This window comes from Neobacillus niacini (assembly GCF_030817595.1).
GTDB classification, from domain to species: Bacteria; Bacillota; Bacilli; order Bacillales; family Cytobacillaceae; genus Neobacillus; species Neobacillus niacini_G.
The window spans coordinates 5,076,190-5,099,161 of the sequence record NZ_JAUSZN010000001.1 but is presented as its reverse complement, the minus strand read 5'-3'; the positions used below and the strand labels follow the sequence as shown (position 1 = coordinate 5,099,161).

Annotated in this window: 20 protein-coding genes; 4 read left to right on the top strand and 16 right to left on the bottom strand. The window is 40.5% G+C overall.

From position 1 onward, the window contains the following. Positions 1 to 10: 10 nt before the first annotated feature. The 3 genes from QFZ31_RS24185 to QFZ31_RS24175 are packed head-to-tail and all read right to left on the bottom strand — an operon-like array spanning position 11 to position 4,695. Positions 11 to 1,312, bottom strand: a complete 1,302-nt coding sequence (locus QFZ31_RS24185) for an ABC transporter substrate-binding protein (protein ID WP_307307823.1) — start codon at positions 1,310 to 1,312, stop codon at positions 11 to 13. Between the two features lie 28 nt (positions 1,313 to 1,340). After that, positions 1,341 to 2,921, bottom strand: a complete 1,581-nt coding sequence (locus QFZ31_RS24180) for a response regulator (RefSeq protein WP_307307820.1) — start codon at positions 2,919 to 2,921, stop codon at positions 1,341 to 1,343. Then, positions 2,899 to 4,695: a sensor histidine kinase gene (locus QFZ31_RS24175; RefSeq protein WP_307307817.1), complete on the bottom strand. Its 1,797-nt coding sequence runs from the start codon at positions 4,693 to 4,695 to the stop codon at positions 2,899 to 2,901. Before QFZ31_RS24175 ends, QFZ31_RS24180 begins: the two co-directional genes overlap by 23 nt. A 243-nt stretch (positions 4,696 to 4,938) precedes the next feature. On the opposite strand from QFZ31_RS24175, the gene QFZ31_RS24170 reads away from it, so the two are divergent. After that, positions 4,939 to 5,856: an aldo/keto reductase gene (locus QFZ31_RS24170; protein WP_307311772.1), complete on the top strand. Its 918-nt coding sequence runs from the start codon at positions 4,939 to 4,941 to the stop codon at positions 5,854 to 5,856. Between the two features lie 66 nt (positions 5,857 to 5,922). Here QFZ31_RS24170 and QFZ31_RS24165 read toward each other — a convergent pair whose 3' ends face one another. The 8 genes from QFZ31_RS24165 to QFZ31_RS24130 form a co-directional block, all read right to left on the bottom strand. Then, positions 5,923 to 6,078, bottom strand: coding sequence for a hypothetical protein (locus QFZ31_RS24165; RefSeq protein WP_307307814.1), 156 nt, complete (start codon positions 6,076 to 6,078; stop codon positions 5,923 to 5,925). A gap of 132 nt (positions 6,079 to 6,210) precedes the next feature. Further along, positions 6,211 to 8,244: a Na+/H+ antiporter gene (locus QFZ31_RS24160; RefSeq protein ID WP_307307811.1), complete on the bottom strand. Its 2,034-nt coding sequence runs from the start codon at positions 8,242 to 8,244 to the stop codon at positions 6,211 to 6,213. A 26-nt stretch (positions 8,245 to 8,270) separates the two neighbouring features. Further along, positions 8,271 to 8,723: a hypothetical protein gene (locus QFZ31_RS24155; protein ID WP_307307809.1), complete on the bottom strand. Its 453-nt coding sequence runs from the start codon at positions 8,721 to 8,723 to the stop codon at positions 8,271 to 8,273. A 100-nt stretch (positions 8,724 to 8,823) separates the two neighbouring features. Beyond that, a complete protein-coding gene (locus QFZ31_RS24150; RefSeq protein WP_307307807.1) occupies positions 8,824 to 9,831 on the bottom strand; it encodes a MupG family TIM beta-alpha barrel fold protein in 1,008 nt (335 codons plus the stop codon). Further along, the gene (locus tag QFZ31_RS24145) at positions 9,828 to 11,189 is read right to left on the bottom strand and encodes a PTS transporter subunit EIIC (protein ID WP_307307804.1); all 1,362 of its coding nucleotides are present in this window, start codon (positions 11,187 to 11,189) and stop codon (positions 9,828 to 9,830) included. The genes QFZ31_RS24150 and QFZ31_RS24145 overlap by 4 nt, the downstream gene beginning before the upstream one ends. Before the next feature lie 102 nt (positions 11,190 to 11,291). Continuing rightward, positions 11,292 to 12,149, bottom strand: coding sequence for a MurR/RpiR family transcriptional regulator (locus QFZ31_RS24140; protein ID WP_307307802.1), 858 nt, complete (start codon positions 12,147 to 12,149; stop codon positions 11,292 to 11,294). A 25-nt stretch (positions 12,150 to 12,174) separates the two neighbouring features. Next, entirely contained in the window at positions 12,175 to 13,080 is a 906-nt protein-coding gene (gene murQ / locus QFZ31_RS24135) for an N-acetylmuramic acid 6-phosphate etherase (protein ID WP_307307799.1), read from the bottom strand. A 314-nt stretch (positions 13,081 to 13,394) separates the two neighbouring features. Continuing rightward, positions 13,395 to 14,255, bottom strand: coding sequence for a Cof-type HAD-IIB family hydrolase (locus QFZ31_RS24130; RefSeq protein WP_307307794.1), 861 nt, complete (start codon positions 14,253 to 14,255; stop codon positions 13,395 to 13,397). Between the two features lie 86 nt (positions 14,256 to 14,341). Here QFZ31_RS24130 and QFZ31_RS24125 point away from each other — a divergent pair, with 86 nt between their 5' ends. The 3 genes from QFZ31_RS24125 (at position 14,342) to QFZ31_RS24115 (ending at position 18,292) form a co-directional block, all read left to right on the top strand. Then, the gene (locus tag QFZ31_RS24125) at positions 14,342 to 15,445 is read left to right on the top strand and encodes a CdaR family transcriptional regulator (RefSeq protein ID WP_307307791.1); all 1,104 of its coding nucleotides are present in this window, start codon (positions 14,342 to 14,344) and stop codon (positions 15,443 to 15,445) included. Positions 15,446 to 15,560: 115 nt separating this feature from the next. After that, positions 15,561 to 16,973 (top strand): glycolate oxidase subunit GlcD, encoded by a 1,413-nt coding sequence (gene glcD, locus QFZ31_RS24120; RefSeq protein WP_307307789.1) that lies wholly within the window; start codon positions 15,561 to 15,563, stop codon positions 16,971 to 16,973. Continuing rightward, positions 16,970 to 18,292: a (Fe-S)-binding protein gene (locus tag QFZ31_RS24115; protein ID WP_307307787.1), complete on the top strand. Its 1,323-nt coding sequence runs from the start codon at positions 16,970 to 16,972 to the stop codon at positions 18,290 to 18,292. The genes glcD and QFZ31_RS24115 overlap by 4 nt, the downstream gene beginning before the upstream one ends. A gap of 51 nt (positions 18,293 to 18,343) precedes the next feature. Here the strand turns inward: QFZ31_RS24115 and QFZ31_RS24110 are convergent, their stop codons facing one another. From QFZ31_RS24110 to QFZ31_RS24090, 5 genes are all read right to left on the bottom strand, one after another. After that, positions 18,344 to 18,841, bottom strand: a complete 498-nt coding sequence (locus tag QFZ31_RS24110) for a DoxX family membrane protein (protein WP_179594946.1) — start codon at positions 18,839 to 18,841, stop codon at positions 18,344 to 18,346. A 150-nt stretch (positions 18,842 to 18,991) separates the two neighbouring features. After that, positions 18,992 to 19,942, bottom strand: coding sequence for an NAD-dependent epimerase/dehydratase family protein (locus QFZ31_RS24105; RefSeq protein ID WP_307307782.1), 951 nt, complete (start codon positions 19,940 to 19,942; stop codon positions 18,992 to 18,994). A 25-nt stretch (positions 19,943 to 19,967) separates the two neighbouring features. Continuing rightward, positions 19,968 to 20,891, bottom strand: a complete 924-nt coding sequence (locus QFZ31_RS24100; RefSeq protein WP_307307779.1) for a phosphotransferase enzyme family protein — start codon at positions 20,889 to 20,891, stop codon at positions 19,968 to 19,970. Between the two features lie 25 nt (positions 20,892 to 20,916). Beyond that, positions 20,917 to 21,834, bottom strand: coding sequence for a putative nucleotide-diphospho-sugar transferase (locus QFZ31_RS24095; RefSeq protein WP_307307777.1), 918 nt, complete (start codon positions 21,832 to 21,834; stop codon positions 20,917 to 20,919). A 30-nt stretch (positions 21,835 to 21,864) separates the two neighbouring features. Continuing rightward, on the bottom strand, positions 21,865 to 22,947 hold the full coding sequence (locus tag QFZ31_RS24090) for a glycosyltransferase family 61 protein (protein ID WP_307307774.1): 1,083 nt from the start codon (positions 22,945 to 22,947) through the stop codon (positions 21,865 to 21,867). Between the last annotated feature and the right edge of the window lie 25 nt (positions 22,948 to 22,972).

Sequence of the window (22,972 nt, the reverse complement as noted above, 5' to 3'; positions counted from 1 at the left end):
GACTAGAGGATTACTTCTTGATATCCTTTAAACCATTATTAATCTTCTCGACAGCTATGTTTGCGGCTTCTTCGACATTTTTTCCTTCTAGCCCGACATCTTCAAATAGATCCTTAATCGCTTCGCTGATGACTGGATAGGCTGGAGTTACTGGTCGACTTTTCGAGTAGTTTTGGTCTTGTTGGACAAAGATATTTTTTGGATATTCATTGAGTTCAGGAAAGTCTTTTGCTACGGAATATCTTGCAGGTAAGTCACCGGAGATTGCCACGAACAATTTCGAACCCTCATACCCTGTAGCGAATTTCACAAATTCCCATGCTTCCTCTGGATGCTTGGTTTTGGATGATATCCCAAGCGCCCAGCCGCCATTCGGGACCACTTGATATTGCCCCTTTGGCAGCGGGGCGACTCCAAAATCTTCTCCTAGCACAAAACCAGGAGTTTGCTGCAATTCTGATATCGCCCAAGAGCCCAATACCGTCATCCCAAGCTTGTCTGTTTCAAGAGGAGTCGGAGGCATTTCAACCGCCGCTACTCGATGCTTAAAATATAAATCTTGATAAAATTGCAAGGCTTCTAATGCTTCTTTAGAATTGAGATACCCCTCTGCGGTTGATCCATCTGGACTTATTACATCTGCTCCAAACTGCCAAAGGATCGGCATTTTAAAATAAGCAGGACCTTCTCCGACATTAAATCCTTGCGCCGGGTCTAATCCTATCACACCTTTTGCAGGATTGTTGATTTTTTTAGCAATCTCCAGCACTTCATTCCACGTCAATGGATTTTCAGGATTTCCTGAAGGAAAAGGGATTCCAGCGTCCCTGAAAATATTCATATTGTAAAATAAGGCAATGCTCGATTCTACAATGGGCGCAAGGTAAATTTCATCTTTATAGGTTAACCCCTTTAATACTCCTTCAGGAATATCTTCAATATTCCCTTCCTCTTTCATATAGGAATCAATCGATAATAGCGAACCAGAATTTGCATAAAGAGCGAGGTTCGGACTATCAATCGCCATAATATCAGGATGGTTTCCTGCCGCCAGTTCAGTACGCAATCTTAATTCGTATTCACTTCCCCAGTGCATCGATTGCATGTTAATCTTAATAGTGGGGTGCGTTGCTTCAAAAGCAGCAACCATCTCTTCATAGGCCTGATTAAACGCTGGATTTGCTAGATTCCGTAAAAAGGTCAGCTCAACTCGTTTTGTCGATTTCTCATTATCTGGACTTTTACCTGATAAAGTAAAAAAGGCAAATCCCACTAAACCCAAAAGAATGATGAGTGTTAACCATTTCTTCACCTAAATCTCCTCCTTCCTACAAACCGACCTATTCCCCTATCGAGTTGCGAAATTCTACAGGTGTTTGTCCAACGTGTTTTTTAAAGACCGTGCTAAAATACCCTGAGTTTGAAAACCCAACTAAGTTACTGACATCAATGATTTTCAGCTGGTTATCTTTAAGCAATTGTTTGGCATGTTTCATTCTCAAATTAACCAGATAATCACTGAAGTTCTGACCGACTTGTTGTTTGAATGTTTCCGATAAATGGGCACTATTAATGTGAAACAAAGCGGATAAGGTGGTAAGGGATATTTCACTTGCATAGTGCTGGTCCAAATAATGGCGGATACTATCAATTAGCTTCTTATTAGAAAAACGAGCAAGACGCACTCTTTCGATAATTAATGAGGCCAATTGAATCAAGTCCTCTTTCACTTTATGCTGAGAATAAAGCTTCCATATATTTTGTTGGCAATTCCAGATCGTATTTTGAATGTCCTTCGTCTCGACATCATACTTTTTGGCTAATGAACCCAGCATAAATAGCACTTGGTTAGCCGCAAAGGAAAATGACATAACCGAACGTCCTTCTGTCCCTTCAAGAACAATTTGCAAATTATCTTTAAAGGCAGCGAAATCTACATTTTCAATTGAATTGGTTATCCGTCTCTCAAAATCCGGAGAAAAGTCAAACACCTCTTCGCTTGCAGCAGTTTGATCGATAATCTGTGACTTTGATCCAAGTTGACTTTGGCTCCAAGCAAGTAAACTGGATATATATCCACTCCTATATTCTGAAAGTCCATTTACAATCGCACCAATACCAATGACTGTTTCTAATTTTAATAGCTTGTTAACGGATTGTTGAAGTTGTAAAACAAAATGATTGATCGTTGAAGAATTGGAATCAACCAGCTGTAAAAATTGAACCATATTGGGATAGCTTGGATCCGTAAACACATAGGTTGTATTTTGCTGTTGCGCGATTTCCTTACACAACAATTGAAATGGAACTCTTAGTTCCTCTAGCCGGGCAGGATCGTGGCTTTCTCTAATTTCCACCGTGAAGAACTGTACTTTTCCATTCTCATTTGCCAGTTCTTCTAACTGAAGCTGCTCAAGCCTTTCAATCACAATCGGAAGCTGTAATCTTTCTTCTTTTGCTAAATGAAGGATAAATTGTTCCTGCAATTCTTGTAAATGAGAATGAACGAGTCTGCTCATTTGCGCGATTTCAACTTGTTTTCTTTTCTCTTCCTCCACTTCTTTCCGTATTTTCCTCAATGCTTCAACTAATTCATCAGGTGCAACAGGTTTCAATAAGTAGTCTTTTACACCTTGCTGCAGTGAATTCCGCACATAATCAAAATCGGAATAACCTGATAAAACAATGACTTTTACATGGGGATAATCCTGATGACAGCGTTTAGCCAATTCTACTCCATCCATAATAGGCATTCTCATATCCGTAATCACTACATCGATATCCTTGGTTTGGAGGATTTCAAGAGCTTCTTTCCCATTTGAAGCCTCTTCTACAACTTGAAATCCCTCTTCCTCCCAGTCTACTTTTAAGCGTAATCCTTTTCGAATTTGAATCTCATCATCTGTGATTAATACCTTCATCCTGTCTACCCCCCCTTTTCAAATCAATCAGCAATATAATCTTCGTTCCTTCATTTATTGTAGATTCAATTCGATAGGAAAAGTCATCGCCATAGGTAAGTTTTAATCGTCCAAGTACATTTCTTAGCCCAATGCTGTTCCCTTTGCTTTCCAATACGTTTAGGGTTTCATCTGCTGTAGATAATAAATCCGAAATGAGCTCTTCAGACATTCCCATCCCTTTATCAGCCACTGATAGGCAAAGCTGACTTCCAACCACTTCAGTTTTTATAAAAATATCTGCAAACGTCTTTTCACTAAAACTATATTTCACAGCATTTTCCACAAGTGGCTGTAGAATAAATTTTATTACAGGGATTGTTACGGTTTCTGGCTCTACATCCATTTGAATCGCAATGGTGTCCTCATATCTTAACTTTAATATGTTTGTGTAACTTTTAATATAGTTTACTTCTTCACCTAACGACACAATATTGCTTTTTGTATTTAGAGAATATCTCAGCATTTTTCCTAAATATACACTTACATTCATGACCTCTTTATTTTTCCCTTGAAGCGCTAAACTTCCAATAATTTCAAGAGTGTTATTGAGGAAGTGAGGGTTGATTTGTAATAGTAAGGCTTTATATTCCGCATCCTTCCTGCGCAAATTGGCTTCATATTCTGTTTCAATTAAATTCTGTAATTGATCAATCGTATGTTCCGTAACATTAATGAGGTAATCTACTTCATTACTCTGAGATTTATAGTGCGGCATAAAACGTTTTGCCCCTGAAAAATCTCCCCGTTCGATAAATCTCATTGCTTTTGCTAGTTTTCCTAAGGGACTAGTAATATTGTTAGACAGAATCAGGGAAGCCACAATCGTAATGAAAAAAAGGACTGCACTTGTTATCAGAAGGTTTCGCTGTAAATGATTGGCTCTTGCGAATAAATCGGACTCTGTCACTTCACTGACTAAGATCCAATCCCCTACTGGCAACTTTTGAAAGAAAACTAAATACTTCTCCTTCTGATAAGCAGCTTCAATTAGCCCTTCTTTGTCATCGCTAGTGGTGATTTGCTTTAAACTTTGTTTCAGGATTGAATTTGGAGTCTCTATCTTTCCTGACAAAATGTTTTCACCCCGCTGATTTAACAAATAGGTATGTTCATTTTGTCCGATAGTTATTTTATTTAGAGCGGTTTCTAGTAAAGCAGAAGGAAAATTCACCTTAATGACCCCTGCTGAAATCATCGTATTAGTATCAATGAGGGGCAAAATATAGCTATTGATTTTCTTTTGTTGCATTTCATGACTTTGCTGAAATGGATCTAAATGTGACTTAACATAGGCCTGATTATGTTGGGTAAAGTCCTGATACCAATCTGTTTCATGGAGTGAGGGATGAACGCCCCAAGTCCCAGTCCCATCCTCAAGCAGCACCGAAATCGACATAGCATTAGAATTGTTAATCATAATCGAGGATAGATCCTGTTTAAGTTGGTTCATCAATGAATCGATTTCTTCCTTCTCGGCACCCTGTCTATTTAATCTAATCCATTCTTGCGTGGTCTGGCTAACAAGCACCTGTTTGCCCAAATCCTCTGCTTGAGTAGTAACGGAATCAACATAAAGTGAAAACTGATCCATCATTTCTATGGTCAGCTCTTGAGTTTGTTCTCGAATAACAGACGTAAAAAAGCTAGGAATAATAATTGATAGAATCACAAATGGAATCGTTAGCAAACATGTAAAAATAAGTAATAAACGATTGCGTAATGAAAAAAACATGCCACCCTCCTTCAAAAAAGCAGCCCGGAAACACTTACAATTTTTTTATTAATAGGAATAATTCATTATAGCACTTAAATATTGCTAGTCTCTAGTACGTGAAAACCAGGAATAACAAGAACAATTTGGGAGTGAATTTTGATACTTTCAGGCTTATGTGTCAAAATAGGTAGGAATATCGATTGGTAATATCGAACTTGTATAATGATGTACCGAATTTTTTTAAAATGGAGGACATAGATGATGAGAACAATGAGACTAGGAAGCAGCACTTTAGAGGTACCGGTTGTAGCGGTCGGCTGCATGCGGATCAATTCACTTGAAAAGAACGAGGCTGAACGCTTTGTCCAAACAGCATTAGAGCAAGGTGCGAACTTCTTCGACCATGCGGATATTTATGGCGGTGGAAGCTGTGAAGAAATCTTCGCCGAGGCTATACATATGAATGCTGATGTCCGCGAAAATATCATCCTGCAATCAAAATGCGGTATTCGCAAAGGAATGTTCGATTTTTCAAAGGAACATATTTTACACTCCGTCGATGGAATTTTAAAACGCTTGAAAACAGACTATCTGGATACGCTGCTCCTGCACCGTCCGGACGCACTATTGGAGCCTGAGGAAGTAGCGGAGGCATTTGATATCTTGGAGAGTAGTGGAAAGGTCCGCCATTTTGGTGTTTCCAACCAAAATCCAATGCAAATTCAACTGCTGCAGAAATACGTGAAGCAGCCCATTGTAGCCAACCAGCTTCAATTAAGTATTACGAACGCGAACATGATCTCCAATGGTATTAATGTAAATATGGAGAACGACTCAGCGATTAATCGCGATGGCAGTGTGCTTGATTTTTGCAGACTGAACGACATCACCATTCAGCCATGGTCACCATTTCAATATGGATTCTTTGAAGGTGTATTCCTTGGTAATGAAAAGTTCCCAGAATTAAACCAGAAAATTGATGAAATTGCCGCTAAGTATGAAGTGACTAATACAACTATCGCCATTGCGTGGCTGTTGCGTCATCCAGCCAAAATGCAGCCAGTAATTGGTACGATGAATGTCGACAGGTTGATGGAATGCTGCAGGGCAAGTGAGATTCATCTAACACGCGAAGAGTGGTACGAAATCTACCGTGCCGCGGGAAATATCCTCCCATAGGATAAAGCAAAGGAGTGCCGTTAAGGGCACTCCTTCTATCTTGTGATGATATGAAGGGTTTAACCCTTACTCATCATCAACCTCGCCATCACCAATTTCATCCTCTTCCTCTACATCCTCAATCTTTTCCCCTTCTTCAGGTGGCTCATCTCTTCCACAACCGGTTATAGTGAAAAGAGAAAAGCCTAAAAGCAACATCATCAATAACCTTTTCATCTTCATTCCAATCATCCTCCTTTTATCCTTTTCCTTTCCAGATTCATCAGCAATATGAAAAAGGAGAGGCTTAATTTAGAACTGTCCATCTGGGGTGGACAGTGTCCACGAGCGGTGACAGGCACCTTTTCCAAACGCTCATTCCACATGTTCATTCAGGGTGATGCTTTCGTTGTAGTTGATGAAGCGGCGCAGTTCTTTGGCTTGGTCTCGGTTGATTTCGCCAGATTCGTACATGCTGCGGATTTGAGCTCGTTCGATGTCCATGACTTTGAGCCGCAGTTCTTCTTTTTGTTCTTCTCTTTTTTCGTTGAATTCGGATGTTGTGGTATTTAGGCGATTAATCAACCGCCTGTAGTCTAAAATGACAAAATTGACCATTTCTGCTCTTTCATGTTCGGTTGCATATGTTTCCAAACTATCAAGAGCTGCCTGCAACGCTTTTATTTGAATGTCCTGTCCCATCCGCAATTTTGCTATTCTAGTCTGTCTGTCCCGAGGATACTGACCCCTGAACTTCTTCCAGCCTCTGATCATTTTCCCGAGTAGATACACAATTCCATATTGAGCATTGTTCGACAGTGCCTCTTCCCGATGGTCAAGAGACTTTTCGAATGACTCAAACACGTTTTGATCCATGCCGCCTTTTTCCATTTCCTCGCGGATATATTTTCGCTCTGCTTTTAACGCGAATAACCGGATTTCTCTCATCTTTTGTTGAAAATGATCAGTGTATCGCTCATCCGAAGCAGGATCTGGTTTTAATCGCTGAAACATCACCTTATACTCCCCAATGAGTTCATACGCTACTGCTTCATTTTCCTCATTCATTTCAAGGTGGAGTTTTTTTATCGCGGATAGCATAAGCTTTTTCTTTGCTTTATTTAAACCAATCTCATCCTCTAATTCCCCTATGACCTCTTCTTCCTTACTTAATAGCGGTAAAAATATAGTTGCAGCGAGTAAGGTAAATAGAATCACTCCTGCAGCTAAAAAAAGAATCAAGGATCGTTCAGGAAACACCGCTCCACTCATAATAACGTATGGAATTGAAAGAACTCCGGCCATGGTCACAGCTCCGCGAACCCCTGTTAAACTAGTGATTAAAGTAGTCTTACTGTTTGGTTTTTCTACCTCTTTGCTTTTAACGAAGTGATACTCATAGGTAGAAAAAAGGTACGACCATAGGTAGCGAATTCCCAAGATAACAATGCCAATCGCCAAAACATAACCAATGATTAACCAATTCCCATAATTAGGATTGGCGACAGTCTCCATCATCGAGAAAGGTATGTTTAATCCTAATAGAAGAAATACAATCCCGTTTAACACAAATAAAATAATTGACCAGATATTTTCTGTCAGAACTTGCTCTTCTGCTGACAAGGCTTCCGTCTTTTCTTTTACCAACGCATGAACAATACCAGCTACGACCACCGCAATTACCCCCGAGGCATGTAAAAGCTCTTCTGTAATGATAAAAATCACGAACGGGGTCATAATCTGTAATAACGAATGAAAGGTAACATCATTAATGCCTTGTTTCCGTAAGATAAATCGTATCCATGTAATAAGTACCCCAAGTAAGAATCCTAATAAAGCCCCTGCTAAAAACATGTAGGTAAAATCAAAAACCGCCTCAACCAGCGAAAAATAACCTGTCACTACTGCTGCTACGGCATAATTAAACGCAACCAAACCCGAAGCGTCATTGATGAGTGATTCTCCTCTTACCAGATGCAAGATTTTTTCTGGAATCCGAATCCTTTTTGCTATCCCATTTACTGCTACAGGATCCGTTGGTGATAGGATGGCTGCTAATGCAAAAGCTGCTCCTAAAGGAATAGTTGGAATCAGCCAATGAATGAAATACCCGCCGCCAATCGTGGTTAATAGAACAAGAAGAATGGCATTGCCAAAAATAGGGGCTCTCATCTTCCACAATTCCTCAAGTGGAAAATGCCGTCCATCATTATATAAAAGTGGTGCTACAAATAGTAATAAGAACCACTCTGTTTCGATTTCAAGTGCAATATCACGAAATAAAAGTGCAATAAAAACCCCAAAACCAATTTGAGTTAAGGCAGTTGGAATGGAGGGGATATAATGGCTAATCACATTTGAAATTAATAAACCGATAATTAATAATAAAACGGACATCAATAAATCCATTTATGCTCTCCCTTATGAAGTAAATTCTAAGCTTCCTCTTCCTCCTCTGTTTCTTCCTCTATCACTTCTTCTGGTTCTTGTTCTTCTTGTTCCTTTTCTGCTTTTATTCTGGTGATTTCCTCATTTAGCTGTTCAAATGCATTAAGTCTATGATTGGCACTGGCCAATAAATCATCAATAATTCGAATAAATTTTTCGTAGGGTACTCCATTTTCGCTGCAGCCTGTAATCATTTTAAGCAGGTCTTTTTCATACAAATGATACCGCTCTTTAAAGGTTTTCGAATCCATCGTTAAAAAATACTCATCATCGACGACGAATTCATTAAACACTTTTTTCGTTAATCGTCTTTTGGTAACCTCTATATCTTGTTTATCCTTTTCATTGTCGTAGTGAGCCTCATCCTCAAATTCAGAACAAAGCGTGTCATAGATCTTCTCCAATAGCTCGGTCGGATTTAAATACTGTAACTCTTCCACATAATCCCTCCCTTTCTTTATATTTGCCCAAACAAAAAAAGCACACGCAGACTGCGTGCACTTTTTTCAAAAAGTATTATACCAATACTCCTCTTATCGGTTATCCATGGATAAGTTTTATCTTTTGACCAGGTTTCAGGTAGGAAAGAAGCACGATATCTTCCTCGACTACTCTTCCGATAACATTTACCCTATCATCGGCGGGCAGGTCACAAAGTGCGATTTGGACTTCGCCGCGGTATCGTCCATAAAGGTCATTATCTCGTGTAATACTTCCAACAAAACGCTCAGTGGTATTACTAGGTCCAATAGGGTCGACACTTCTTGTATCCATCAGCCGTAAGACATCACGGGAAAAATCAGGGCGGAGCTTAAACTCACCTTCTTGAAACCCTTCAATCCGTAAAACGACACTATGATGACGATCAAAGTCGATTAATTTCCTAAGAAGCGCTTCACTAACCTCTGGGTCACCAATATAAACATCCTCAACGCCAAAATGGAACAATTCCAAAGCCGCCAAAAACGGATTCATCTCACGGTGATCTTCCAAGGTTGGAAGTCCTTCAAACAACGGACCGCGTTTTTCCCCATCACCAGGAATATAGGCGCTCACTGGTATTCCATACTTCCCAAAAAGTTCATTTTGCTTCTGAAAAAACCAATCGGATAATCCTGTTTCAATCCTTGGATAGAAATTATGCCAAGCCAAAAGCTGATCCGCTTTTAAACCGCCATCCAGCAATGCACGAATATCATCCTCAAATAAAATGCTGGCATTCAGCGCAAGCTTAAATTCTCGCGCCAGTTTCAAAATCAACCCATTTTCAAAAAAGTCATCAAGTCTAAGGCCGCTGACCCCTAGTGATTTTAAATCAAATAAACTATCTAGTCCCAAATGACCTGGGGTTTTTAAAGACACATCAGCATAAACTTCTATCCCAGCTTCCTTCGCACATTGAAGCAGCATCATCGCACGACCCGCTAAATCACCAGATTCTTCTGGAATGTGAAGCGAGGTAAATGCCCGCTTCACACCCAGCTTTCCAGCCAATTCTATTCGTTCTTCTGCTAAAGGATCATTTAGATAGAAGGAAATGCCGATCAATCAAACTCACCAGCCATCTCATCTTTGAAACCGAACAAATACGTAAACGCAAATCCTGCTGCATAGGCAATTAATACCCCTACTAAATAAAGGAGAACCTGACCTGCAACAACTAGGAACGCAAGTGGTAACCCAGATACTCCGATCGCAACCGTTGCGATTCCAAAATGTGCTTGGAACGCTCCGCCGATACCAGCACCTAAACATGCTGTAAGGAACGGACGACCTAATGGAAGGGTAACACCAAAGATTAACGGCTCACCGATACCAAGAATACCTGCTGGCAGACCGCCGCCAATCGCTCTTTTTAAACGTGTTTTCTTTGTTTTAAGGTAGATGGCAAACGCAGCACCTACTTGACCTGCTCCACCCATCGCTAAAATTGGTAAAAGCGGGTCATCACCGATTGTATTAATTAACTCTAAGTGGATCGGTGTTAAACCTTGGTGTAAACCAGTTACAACAAGCGGAAGGAACGTTGCACCTAGAACGAAACCTGCAACAACGCCGCCCATATCAAGTAAGGAAGTTAACCCTTTTGTGATAATATCTGAAACGAAACCACCAAGCGGCATAAAAACAAGATAAGTAACAATACCAGTAACCAATAAAGCCACAGTTGGTGTAACGAAAAGATCAAGACTTGTTGGAACAAACTTACGTACTCGTTTTTCAACTAAAGCGATAAAAATTGCTGCAAATAGAACTCCGATTAAACCACCGCGTCCAGGAAGTAAATCTTCGCCAAACAAATGAATACCTGCCACAGCCGGGTTAATAATTAAGATACCGGCAATCGCACCAAGTGCTGGTGAACCGCCAAATTCTTTTGCTGCATTTGTACCAACTAAAATCCCCAGGTAACCGAATAATCCACCGCCGATAACTGAAAGAATAGTTGCTAGCTGCGAATCACCTGCTAACCAGCCTGCTTGAACAATCGCTTTTGTGATCCCTGTAATTAAACCTGACGCCACTAGCGCTGGAATTAATGGAATGAAGATACCAGCAATTTTGCGTAAAAACATTTTAAATGGTGTTGCATTCTTCTTGTTGATTTCTGCCTTTGTGCTCGCTGCTTTCTCTTTTAAATTGATTCCCCCGCCAGCATCGATCAACTTACCAAACTCTTCCGTTACTTTGTTTACTTTTCCTGGTCCAAGAATGATTTGAAGGGTTTCCTCCTCTACCACTCCAAGAACTCCGTCGATTTTCTTAAGCGCAGCTTTATTGACAACAGACTCATCCTTCGGTGTTACGCGAAGTCTTGTCATACAATGTGTGTAGTTGCCAATGTTAGTGGAACCGCCTAATTGCTCGAGTATTTTTTCAGCTAAAATTTTATTTTCTCCAGCCATGAATTTCCCCTACTCTCTGTTGTATTTTTAAACCTGAATCACGTGAATCTATTTCCCCATTCAACAAGGTGTAAATAGTGTTCACATCACCCCCTACAAGTTTTAATTCCCTTCTTTAATAAACCGAATTGCATCCCTTGTTTGATCAATGGCTTGAATTGTTTGCTCGTACTGAACCGTGGCCATGGATAGAAACAAAATATCCATCATATATAACTGGGCAAGACGTGATGATGTCGCCGCACTTCGGAAAGGTGCTTCCCCAGAATATGAGGTAAACAGTTTAATATCTGCTAAAGATGCAACTGCGGACTGTCCGTATTTGGTCAAGCTAATCGTCCTCACGCCGCGCTCTTTCGCAAGTGCCATTACTTTCACCACTTCAGCCGTTTCACCGGAATGCGAGATGCCAAACACAACATCATCCTTACCCGCATTCGCAATCAAGGTTGCAACAAGATGTGTATCGGTAAAAGCGGTTGCATTTTTTTGAATCCGCAGGAACTTCTGCTGTGCGTCCTTTGCAATAATATTTGAAGCGCCTATTCCAAAAAAGTGGACATTCTGAGCATGGAGCAGCGTTTGAACCGCTCGCTCCAATTCCTCATAATTGATAATCTCCTCAGAATCGCGGATGCTCTGAATACTATTGCTGGTTGTCTTTTGGACGATGGAAAAATAAGATTCACCTGGTTCAATGTCACGATACCCTTGTTCCACTACAGGCTTTACTAAGTCTCCGGCAATTCTAACCTTTAAATCTTGAAAACCATTTAATCCAAGTGACTTGCATAAGCGAATGACTGCAGCTCCGCTGGTTTTCGCCTGGGTCCCGATATCATTAACGGTACTGTTTAAGATACTTCGTGGATTTTCAAGAATGTATTGTGCAATTTTTCGCTCGGAAGCCGGAAGCTGATCCAGCATATTTTGGAGCATTTTTAATCCGCCTGCTGCCACACTCATTACCACCTTTTCAACCCTATCATTTTTTCTGAATCGCTATTTTTACATAACCATTTGCTGCTGTTAATAACTCTTCCGCCTGCTGTTTAGTTGTTTCAGTCAAAATCATAACAATTGCTGTTTTAACCTGCAGGTCTGATTTTTCCAATGTCTCTAAAGCGACTTCATAAGAAACGCCGGTAATTTTACGGATAATCCCAATGGCACGTTCCTTAAGCTTTAAGTTACTCACCTTTACATCAACCATTAAATTTTCATAGGCTTTTCCTAAAAGAATCATCGATGATGTCGAAATCATGTTCAAAATCATTTTATGAGCGGTCCCTGATTTCAAACGAGTTGAACCTGTTAGAACCTCTGGACCGACAATGACCTCAATCGCTTGGTCGGCTTCTTTACTAATCGCGGCATTTTTATTACACGAAAGCGCAACGGTTTTTGCTCCAATGCTTCGTGCATAGCGAAGGGCACCAATCACATAAGGTGTTCTTCCACTTGCAGCAATGCCAATTACCGTGTCATTTTCAGTCAGTTCTAATTGCTTTAAGTCATTCACACCCAGTTCAGGGTCATCCTCTGCGCCTTCCACAGCTTTCAAAAAGGCACCTTCTCCTCCAGCCATCAAACCTACTACCATTTCAGGTTCGGTGCTAAAGGTAGGCGGGCATTCAACGGCGTCCAGGACACCTAATCTGCCGCTCGTGCCGGCACCTAAATAAATCAGGCGGCCGCCGTTTTTAAAGGATTCAAATACAAACTGAACCGCTGCCTCTACCTCTGGTAAGACTTCTTTGACAGCCAGTGCTACCAATTGATCTTGTTCGTTCATGATTCTTAATATATCGATGGCCTCGGCCGTATCAATCTGCATGGTTTTTTGATTTCGGGACTCGGTCGTTAATAATTCGAGATTTTCTTCGATCATTTCCGTATCCTCCTGTTTTTTTCTAGTTGTAAGCGATTTCCACAACCTCATTATAACGCCGATGAAATAATAATTCAATAATTATATTAAAATTTTAAAATATCATTTCAAAATCTATTTTAAAGCCTCTATTAAAGACATATGTTGATTTTTCTCACGGAAACCCATATGAAGGACTAATCTCAGGGAGAACTCTCCTGATTTGTCTTTCATCATGCTTATGAAGGACTAATCCCACGGAGAACTCTCCTGATTTGTCTTTCATCGCCCTTTTATACCGCTGTGATAATCAACTATGAATTTTAACAAAGCTATTATAATAAATAACGACGAATCGCCTGTGCAACTCCTGCTTCTTGATTACTTCCCGTTACCTGGTCGGCAAGTGCCTTCACTTCATCCGGTGCATTGCCCATCGCTATTCCAAGTCCTGCAGTGGTAAGCATCAGTGAATCGTTAAAATTGTCTCCAATCGCAGCAATTTGGGAGATGGGGATGTCGTATTTCTCACTTAATTTTAAAAGTGAGGAGGCTTTACTTACCCCTGAAGGTGATATCTCCAAATTTAAAAAGTTGAGACTGCTGCTAACCTCCATCCCGCTAACCTGTTCACCAATCACTTTTGAAAAATCAGCAAGTCTTCCCTCTTCATCAAACACGGCAATTTTCGTGATGTCAGGTTGATTTGACTTAATGTATCGATAAAAGTTATCCACAATTTTCACCTGGCATTGACCGCGATAGTATTCTAAATCTGTTGCTCTTCCGCCTGTTTTTTCAAGGGAAGGGATATTATTTTCAATCCAGTTCTTATTCCATTTCGTTTCTTTTGGAACGAGCAATGTATCTCCTTCATAAAAATGAGCGTAGAAGCCTTCTCCCTCACACAATTCCCAGAAACTCAACAAGTGGTCATGCTCGAAAACCGCTTGCTCACTAATCTTGCCATTTTCATCGAGAATAATTGCACCATTGTAAGCGATGATCGGTTCTCCTGTTAGACCAATGCTATTGGCAATCCACCTTGTTGAAAGTGGGGAACGACCGCTGCAAATAACCACCCGTCCTCCTTGTTCTAGAAATTCATGGATCGCTTGAATGTTTTCCCGATCAATCTCCCTATTTTCATTTAATAATGTCCCGTCCAAATCGGTTGCTAATAATTTATATGCCATTATACTCTCCCCTTTGCACTATTTTTTCAATATGTTTATAGTATTTAATAAAATTAAATTTTAATCAATGGCAGGAGGTGCTGTACATGCTTCAACCAGAACTCGCTGAAAAAATTGTCAGGGAAGTACAAAAACTAATAACAGAAGAAATTATTGTCGTGAACACACAGGGCATAATCATGGCCAGTACCAATCGCAGTCGAATAGGTACCTTCCATGAAGGTGCATTAATCACGTCACAGCAGAAGAAAAAACTGATTATCACCGAAAATGAAACATCACAATTAAAGGGCGTAAAGTCCGGTATCAATCTCCCGATATTCTTTCAGCAGGAAGTCATCGGTGTTATCGGGATTACCGGTGACCCCGAAACGGTCACCCCTTTTGGTGAAATCATCCGCAAAATGACGGAGCTGTTAATCAGCGAAAATTATTATGGTGAACAGTTTGACTATCATTCCCGTGCAATGGAAACCTTCGTTCTTGAGTGGCTCCAGGCAAAAGAACCGAGTCCCAATATCCTTCAACGCGCTCGAGTACTGACGATCAATCTAGAACTCCGTCGTGCTGTAATCATCATCGAGTTTCAACAAAGAGAGCACCCATTATCAAGGGATGTGTGGTCTTCGATTCTGAACTCCTTTACACAAAATAAGAATGATGTGGTAACAAGGTCAGGAAACGAACGAATCATTGTTTTACTAGATTGTTCCGATTCCGTTCAACCAGTGTCCATAAAAAATCGACTAGAACATTTTCTTCAATTTATTAAAAATAGCTTCGGGATAACGGCATATGCTGGTGTTGGTCAGTGTTCAGTGCCGTCTAATCTGAGCCAATCCTATGGTCAGGCAGAACGAGCGTTGAAACTGGCTAGACGGATTAGAGGAATTATTTTTGATGAAGAATTAATCCTTGAAATGGTAACAGGGGAAATAACGTCAGAAATAAAAGCTGAATACATTCATCGGACCATTGAACCGCTGTTAACAGAAAAGGACCTTTTGGAAACATTGGTTGAACTCTTTAAACAGAATCACTCGTTGAAAAATACGGCCCAATCCTTACACATTCATATCAACACACTCCATTATCGTTTAAAAAAAATCGAAGAATTGACTCATTTAAACCCAAACAGTATTCAGGACTTGTTTTGTTTGTATCTCGGCGTTCAATTTTTGGATGAATAACCAAAAGATTAATATAAATACGTAAATATTTTGTATGTTTCTCTATAGCAGGCTTAGGCCTGTTTTTTTTATACTTTAGATAGTATGAAAATAGTACGAAATTGGGGGAAATAGCATGCTCTCGAATGAAGTAAAACAAAAATTGATATCCATTGTTACGGAAAAAAACTTCGATGATTCTAAAATAGAACGTTTAGTCTATTCCTATGATGCAACACCTAACTTCCAGTCAATGCCTGACGCTGTGATTAGTCCGCGAAATTCGGAGGAAATATCAGATATCCTGAAGATTTGTAATCAATACGGAGTTCCGATTGTTCCGCGCGGGTCTGGGACTAACCTGTGTGCAGGAACTTGCCCAACTGAAGGCGGGATCGTTCTTCTTTTTAAACATATGAACAAAATTCTTGAGATTGACGAGGAAAATCTAACCGTTACCGTTCAGCCTGGTGTGATTACGCTGGATATGATTCATGCAATTGAGGAAAAAGGTCTTTTCTATCCACCCGATCCAAGTTCAATGAAAATCTCTACGATAGGCGGCAATATCAATGAAAATTCAGGCGGTTTGCGCGGTCTTAAATATGGCGTAACCAGAGATTATGTCATTGGACTTGAGGCTGTTCTGCCAAATGGCGATATCATTCGCACAGGCGGAAAGCTCGCAAAGGATGTAGCTGGGTACGACTTAACCCGTTTGTTTGTCGGTTCTGAAGGAACGCTTGGTGTCATTACTGAGGCCACCTTGAAGCTGATTCCAATGCCGGAAACGCGGAAAACGATGCTCGCTCTTTATCAGGACCTTTCCGCGGCTGCTCGTTCTGTATCAAAAATTATTGCCAATAAGATTATTCCGACCACGCTCGAGTTTTTGGATCAGGCTACATTAAAAGTAGTCGAAGATTATGCTCAAATCGGGCTTCCAACAGACGTCCAAGCAGTTCTTTTAATTGAACAGGATGGTCCGCCTGAAGTGGTTGAACGCGATATAGCCAAAATTGCAGAAGTATGTAAGCAGGAGAATGCCGTATCGATTCAAATTGCGGCAACAGAAGAGGAAGCCATGGCGCTTAGAACAGCAAGACGTGCGGCACTTTCGGCAGTTGCTCGTTTAGCACCAACGACCATTCTAGAGGACGCAACCGTTCCTCGCTCAGAAATTGCCAATATGGTGAAAGCCATTAATGAAATTACTGAAAAGTATCAGTTGACGATTTGTACCTTTGGCCACGCTGGTGACGGTAATCTCCACCCTACCTGTGCAACGGATGCAAGAAATCATGATGAAATGGAACGAGTTGAAAAGGCCTTCGCGGAAATTTTTGAAAAAGCAATTGAATTAGGCGGAACGATTACCGGCGAGCATGGAGTCGGCGCGATGAAGGCGCCATACCTCGAGTGGAAACTGAAAAAAGAAGGAATCGCTGCGATGATGGGGATTAAGCAGGCTTTTGATCCCAATAACATTATGAACCCTGGGAAAGTCTTTGCGAAGGACAGCAAGAAACGCGTGGTGATTACAAGATGACAACCTTACTCGAACAAGAAAAAATTCAACAGCAATTCAAAGAGCGGATGAACGAGGATGAGCTCTTAAACTGTATGCGCTGCGGATTTTGTCTCCCAACCTGCCCAACCTATATCGAATCAGGTTATAAAGAATCCCATTCGCCACGTGGCAGAATTGCGATGATGAAAGCAGTCGTCGACGGAATCGTTGAACCGGATGAGGATTTTGAGCGTTCACTCGAGCTTTGCCTTGGCTGCCGTGCCTGTGAACCCGTCTGCCCTTCCGGCGTTAATTATGGCCATTTACTTGAAGAAGCAAGAGATATCATTAATCAAAATAAAAAACACTCTTTACCTGTCAGAGCTGTTAGAAAAACAGTATTTGAAGGGTTATTCCCTCATCAAAATCGTATGCGTAATATGGTCGGCCTTCTAGGTTTCTATCAGCGTTCCGGGATTCAAACCCTTGCGCGCAAAACAGGCTATTTAGGGTTGTTGCCTGACAATTTAGCTACTATGGAAAAAGTGCTTCCGAAGGTCCCCACCATGAAAGAAATGAAAAACCGACCTGAGCACCTGCCGGCGATTGCGGAGAAAGTTCATAAGGTAGCATTTTTCAGCGGCTGTTTGATGGATACGATGTTCATGAAAACAAATGACGCTACTATGAAATTATTGCAATTAGCTGGCTGTGAGATTGTCATTCCCAAGCAGCAAACCTGCTGTGGTGCCTTGCACGGGCATAGCGGTGAGAAAGATGCGGCAAAGGAGCTTGCTAAGAAAAACATCTCGGCATTCGAAGACTTGGGCGTAGATTTCATCATTACCAACGCCGGCGGATGCGGAGCTTTCCTTGTTGATTATGATCACCTGTTGAAGGATGACCCTGTTTGGAAAGACCGAGCCACTAAGTTCAAGTCGCGGATAAAGGATATTTCTGAAATACTCGTGGCTGTTTCTTTTCATAAAAAAGTGAAACTAGAACTTCCTGCTCAAGTTATTACCTATCAGGATTCCTGCCATTTACGAAATGTAATGAAAACAGCTTCCGCACCACGAACACTGTTGGGTTCGATAAAAGGGGTACAGTTCAAAGAAATGAAAGAAGCCGATCGCTGCTGTGGGTCTGCTGGTATCTATAATATCGTCGAGTCCGAAATGTCGATGGTCATGCTCGACTATAAAATGGTCCAGGCAAAAGCCACACATGCCACCACCATCGTAACGGCTAACCCTGGGTGCTTGCTGCAAATGCAGCTAGGAATTGAGCGCGAGGGCTTGTCTAATAAAATGCGTGCTGTTCATATCGTGGATTTGCTTGCCGAAGCAGTGAAATAATACAAAAAAGACGATTCAAGTTGTGCGAATCGTCTTTTTTGTTGTTACACGCTATGCTGTTACTTTTGCTTTACCAACAGTTTTACGGATGAATGGAACCACCCAGCGGTCTAAACCATATTTACCAGCGTTGAAGCCTGCTGCTAAGATGATGAAGCCTAAGAAAATGTCGGTTGGGTTATGAGATACAGTTCCTGCTAAGAAAAAGCTGAAGTTCATCACTAAACCAAAGAACATCGCCGCTGTTGTTAAGCAACCTAGTAGTAGTCCTAAACCAATCAATGTTTCGCCCCAAGGAACGATGAAGTTAAACACATCAATGTTTGGTAAAGCAAAGCTATCTAAGAAGTGAACGTACCAGCTATAAACCATATTGCCATCTGGACCTTTTACAGGATTCGCAATCGCTCCTTTTAGGAATCCGGCAGCGTCAAATCCGCCTGTTAATTTATGAAAACCAGCTGTGAACCAAGAGTAGCCAAGGTATAAACGAATAACGGTTAAAATAGCTGCTGAAATCTTATTTTCTCTTAAAAATTTGTTAAACATAAGTCATTCCGCCTTTCAAAATTTAACTTATTCTTGATACTTTCACTATAGTAGAAATCGATAGTTAGTAACATAGGTATAGTGTTAAGTTCACAGTTTGTTTGAAATGTTATGACGGAATGTTGAACACACTAGTTGCAACAGCATTTGTTAGCAGTCCACATGGTCTTCAAAGTATTTTTGGTACCATTCGATTGTTTTAACCAAACCGGATTCAAAATCAAACATCGGTTTCCAGTCCAACAAATTCCTGGCTTTTGCCGCACTCAAGTATTCATGTTTTGGTTCAAGATTACTTTGATTTTGAATAATCGGCATTAAATCACTGTTCATCAACTTTGATATTTCCTCTACAACCTCTAAAACAGTATGCGGTCTTTCATAGCTGAAATGGAAGGCTTCGCCTGCAATTGGACTGCTTTCCATTTTTTCGGCAACAAGTAAATGAGCGCGAATACTATCCTCAATATAAAAGAAGTCCCTGGCCGAGCTGCCAGCACTCCTGATCACTGGTGCTTGATTTTTAATAAGGGATTGAATGGTTCCTGGAATCAACCTGGTAAAATTGAGATCTCCACCACCAAACAAGTTTCCACAGCGAACAATACAAACTGGAAGCTGATAGGTATGAAAATACATAGCTGCTATTAAGTCCGCACAGCTTTTTGAAACGTCATAAGGATGTCTCCCGGCCAATGGCATGGACTCAACATAGGGCGGAATTGCGTTATCACCATATACTTTTTCACTAGAAGTGACAATTACTCTTTTAACCGAGGTTTGCCGGCAAGCCTCTAATATGTTCCAGGTTCCGCGGATATTTGTCTCAAATGCTGCCATAGGATTGAGGTGCGCTTCCCCTACCACCGCTAGTGCTGCCACATGAAAAACAGTATCTATTTCATCGTCTTCGAGGGCTTTTTTGATTACCTGAAAATCATCCAAGCTCCCCAAAACAAAATTTATTGTGTCATGTGTTTGTGGTTTTCTAACAAGCGCAGTTACATTTGCGCCTAATCGCAGTAGTTCCTGCACCAAATGACTTCCTACGAACCCTGTGCTGCCAGTCACAAATACATTTTTATTTTTCCAGCTCTGCATTCACATCAGCCTTCCACCAATAGGGTTACGATTCTCTTATGCAGAATTCTTGAATCTTATTTCTGCCTTGCTCAGAGATTACCCATTTCATTTGGTCTAGATTTCTCTCAAACTGAAACTCTCCATATTTAACCAATATCCCAAAGAACAAGCTAATTTTGGCAATTAGAAACGGAAGAACATCAATTTCCCCCTGCGTCAAAGCCCCATACCCTTTCAAAAATTCCCGCGTCACCATTTCATTACGGCGCTGGATCAGGAAAAAATGAAGAGCATACGCGACATCAAATACCCGTTCCCCCCGCTGAAGGGTATCAAAATCCATGAAACTGCAAACCTCTTTATTCACGTTATACAATTGATTACTTGGATTCCAATCACCATGAATGATCGTCTTCGGCAGGTTACTTATGTCGAAGCTAGGAGACTTTAACAAGCTATAAAACTCATTAAAAACAGTTACCTCATGACTTGGTAAGGTATGACCATTTTTAATTAATTCCTTCATCATGGTGGTGGGTTCAAGCTGATAATAGAGGTAAGCGCCCGTTGGTTTCGGACTTACCTCAATACAGGTAAGAGCTTCGTGCATCCGCCGTAGCATTTTCCCACTATGAAAGGCTTGCTTAGGGACCCATAGAAAACGAGAAGCTTCTACAAAAGGAGTAATCTGTACAACAAACTCCTTATAATTCGTGTAAGATAAACCTTCATTATTCAGGAGTGGCAAAAGGGCTGGAACACCTTCATTAGAAAGCTTTGAAACAATGAAATACCCATAAAGAAGCCTGTGTTTTTCAACGCCATTGAGAAAGATTCGCACAACGAATTTCCCCTTACTAGTACGAATCTTAAGATTTGCGTTAATATAACCGCCTCCGAGAAGATCCTCCACCTCTAACAAATCACCAATTCCATATTCCCTACATAGTCGTTTAAGGTCTTCCACTGCCTGCACCTCCTCCATTTGAAAACTAGAAATACTTTTGTAAGTCTTCCTTTGTTGCATAGCCGTCAAACTCAGGCTCAATATGTTGAATGATCGTGATGAGATCCGCTATCATTTTTTGATAATGGTTGAAAATAAATGGAGTATCTACCTCGCATTCATGGACAAGCTCCAGTCTATTATCACCTTTCTTGACTCTAACCCCGCTGAAGTGGAAAAAAATAAGCGGAATGTGATCGATATATATTTGATCATCGTTTTCCGAAAAGGTATACTTGCGGTAATCCCAAGGACCGATATTGACGCCGGGCGTGTTAATATCGCATATATTTGAAAAAATGCGAGGCATTTCATTCAAATACTTTTGATCACCAAATATCCCATGTCTAGGGTCGATTCGACACGCCTCTAATGTTTGTTCCTTCCACCAACGTAAACAGGCCATCCCCATCTCATCGCGCTTAAAGCTGATAAAGCCCGAATTGTATTCTCCCGTTAATTTCGTAACCTTCTTAATGAAATTTGGCTTCCATTCTGGCCTATATTTTTTTTCTCTTGATAACAAAACCGAACAATCCGGCTGCTTATTAAAAATGATTTCAGGATCATCCCAAAAATATAAATCAGAATCCATATAGGTCACACGCATCAGTTCAGGATACTTTGTAAGGACCATCTCCAAAAATAACGCCTTCAGCGTCCAGCAATATTCATGAATTCTTCGTTCTTTTTTTAAGGCTAAAATATCCTCGCCAAGTTCTGTATCTTGAAAAACCGTTAGATTTTTCCAATTTAATTTTTTTAACAAGCGGTAGGTTTCATCGTCCACACAGAGGACATAAAACATAAAATTCCCCGCTCTGACCTTATTCAGAGATACATACAGAGCAAGAAACTGATACAATCTGCTTTTCGTCATAAGACTGCAGTAGGCACTTTCCATTCCTAACACCTCATTTCTTTTAAAAAATCCCTACCTGATCTCTGCTAATTTAAGCGTTTTTTTCAGCTTATCAATATCAATCACTATGGGATCTTTATGGTTGCTGCGACTTTCATCCAGCGGCATCTTTTCCCCTATCAAACCATAGTAATCAAGATCCATATGATTGCTAATGATATGAAAGCATGGCATTAAATACGTGGGCGTAAACATTTCAACGATTTTAGTGCCTGGGTTACAAAAGATAAGATTCGTAAGCCCCGCCCCGTGTGGAGAAACGATCACTTCTGCACCATAAAACAGCTTGATTTTTTCTTCAAATGACAAAGCCGATAATTTAATCAATTTAAATCCGTATTTTTTTAAAATGGAAAATACCTCTTCTTCATTCAATACCTTTCGATGAGTTGAGTCTTCACGACTGATATAAATCCGTTTATATTTACTTTCTTTTCGCATTGTGATCTTTTCTAAAAATTCTTTTCTTAAAAACTGACAGACATTTTTCGGTACATGTGCGGAATAGCCCGCCATGGAAGAAACAATTAAATTTTTAGCTAAAATATGAGTCTCTGGATTACATTCAATTAGCTTGTCTTGTGAAATACCAAGTAGTTTTAAGCTTTCGTTCTGAAATCCACAATTCTCTTTTGTAAAGTATTTTCCTCGATTAATAACAATTCGGTCATAATCAAGGTTGCTTTTGCGCAGTAATTCTAACCGTGGCAAAACATCAAACATCCAATGGAAGTAATTGAAACTTACTTGGGAGGTGATGACGGCTAACGTTTCTGGGATATAAGATATTGAAGGAAGTTTGTTTTGGAATATTGGATGCGTCTTAGGAGTATGAAGATACTCAAACGAAACATCCCATAAAAGCTTATTATCAGGTGTAATGACACTTCCATTCCATCCCCAAACACGCCCATAAGGAATCCTTGCGACGAATTGTCTAGGCAAATGCGGATGGTAGTGCCAATTAATCACTTCGACTCCATTTGGTTTATTTTTCATAATGGTACGGTCGACATGGAATCTTTTGTACTGTGCGGCAGCAGATTGGTTCTTATAGACATTTATAAAATCAACTGTACGACTGTAGTAACCCATAGGAGGATCTATTTTGATACTCGTT

Coding starts and splice junctions, on each gene's coding strand:
- QFZ31_RS24130 (WP_307307794.1), bottom strand. CDS start 14,255: ATGGCATATAAATTATTAGCAACCGATTTGGACGGGACATTATTAAAT.
- QFZ31_RS24115 (WP_307307787.1), top strand. CDS start 16,970: ATGACAACCTTACTCGAACAAGAAAAAATTCAACAGCAATTCAAAGAG.
- QFZ31_RS24145 (WP_307307804.1), bottom strand. CDS start 11,189: ATGGCTGGAGAAAATAAAATTTTAGCTGAAAAAATACTCGAGCAATTA.
- QFZ31_RS24160 (WP_307307811.1), bottom strand. CDS start 8,244: ATGGATTTATTGATGTCCGTTTTATTATTAATTATCGGTTTATTAATT.
- QFZ31_RS24125 (WP_307307791.1), top strand. CDS start 14,342: ATGCTTCAACCAGAACTCGCTGAAAAAATTGTCAGGGAAGTACAAAAA.
- QFZ31_RS24175 (WP_307307817.1), bottom strand. CDS start 4,695: ATGTTTTTTTCATTACGCAATCGTTTATTACTTATTTTTACATGTTTG.
- QFZ31_RS24170 (WP_307311772.1), top strand. CDS start 4,939: ATGAGAACAATGAGACTAGGAAGCAGCACTTTAGAGGTACCGGTTGTA.
- QFZ31_RS24110 (WP_179594946.1), bottom strand. CDS start 18,841: ATGTTTAACAAATTTTTAAGAGAAAATAAGATTTCAGCAGCTATTTTA.
- glcD (WP_307307789.1), top strand. CDS start 15,561: ATGCTCTCGAATGAAGTAAAACAAAAATTGATATCCATTGTTACGGAA.
- murQ (WP_307307799.1), bottom strand. CDS start 13,080: ATGATCGAAGAAAATCTCGAATTATTAACGACCGAGTCCCGAAATCAA.
- QFZ31_RS24165 (WP_307307814.1), bottom strand. CDS start 6,078: ATGAAGATGAAAAGGTTATTGATGATGTTGCTTTTAGGCTTTTCTCTT.
- QFZ31_RS24095 (WP_307307777.1), bottom strand. CDS start 21,834: ATGGAAAGTGCCTACTGCAGTCTTATGACGAAAAGCAGATTGTATCAG.
- QFZ31_RS24180 (WP_307307820.1), bottom strand. CDS start 2,921: ATGAAGGTATTAATCACAGATGATGAGATTCAAATTCGAAAAGGATTA.
- QFZ31_RS24090 (WP_307307774.1), bottom strand. CDS start 22,947: ATGGGTTACTACAGTCGTACAGTTGATTTTATAAATGTCTATAAGAAC.
- QFZ31_RS24105 (WP_307307782.1), bottom strand. CDS start 19,942: ATGCAGAGCTGGAAAAATAAAAATGTATTTGTGACTGGCAGCACAGGG.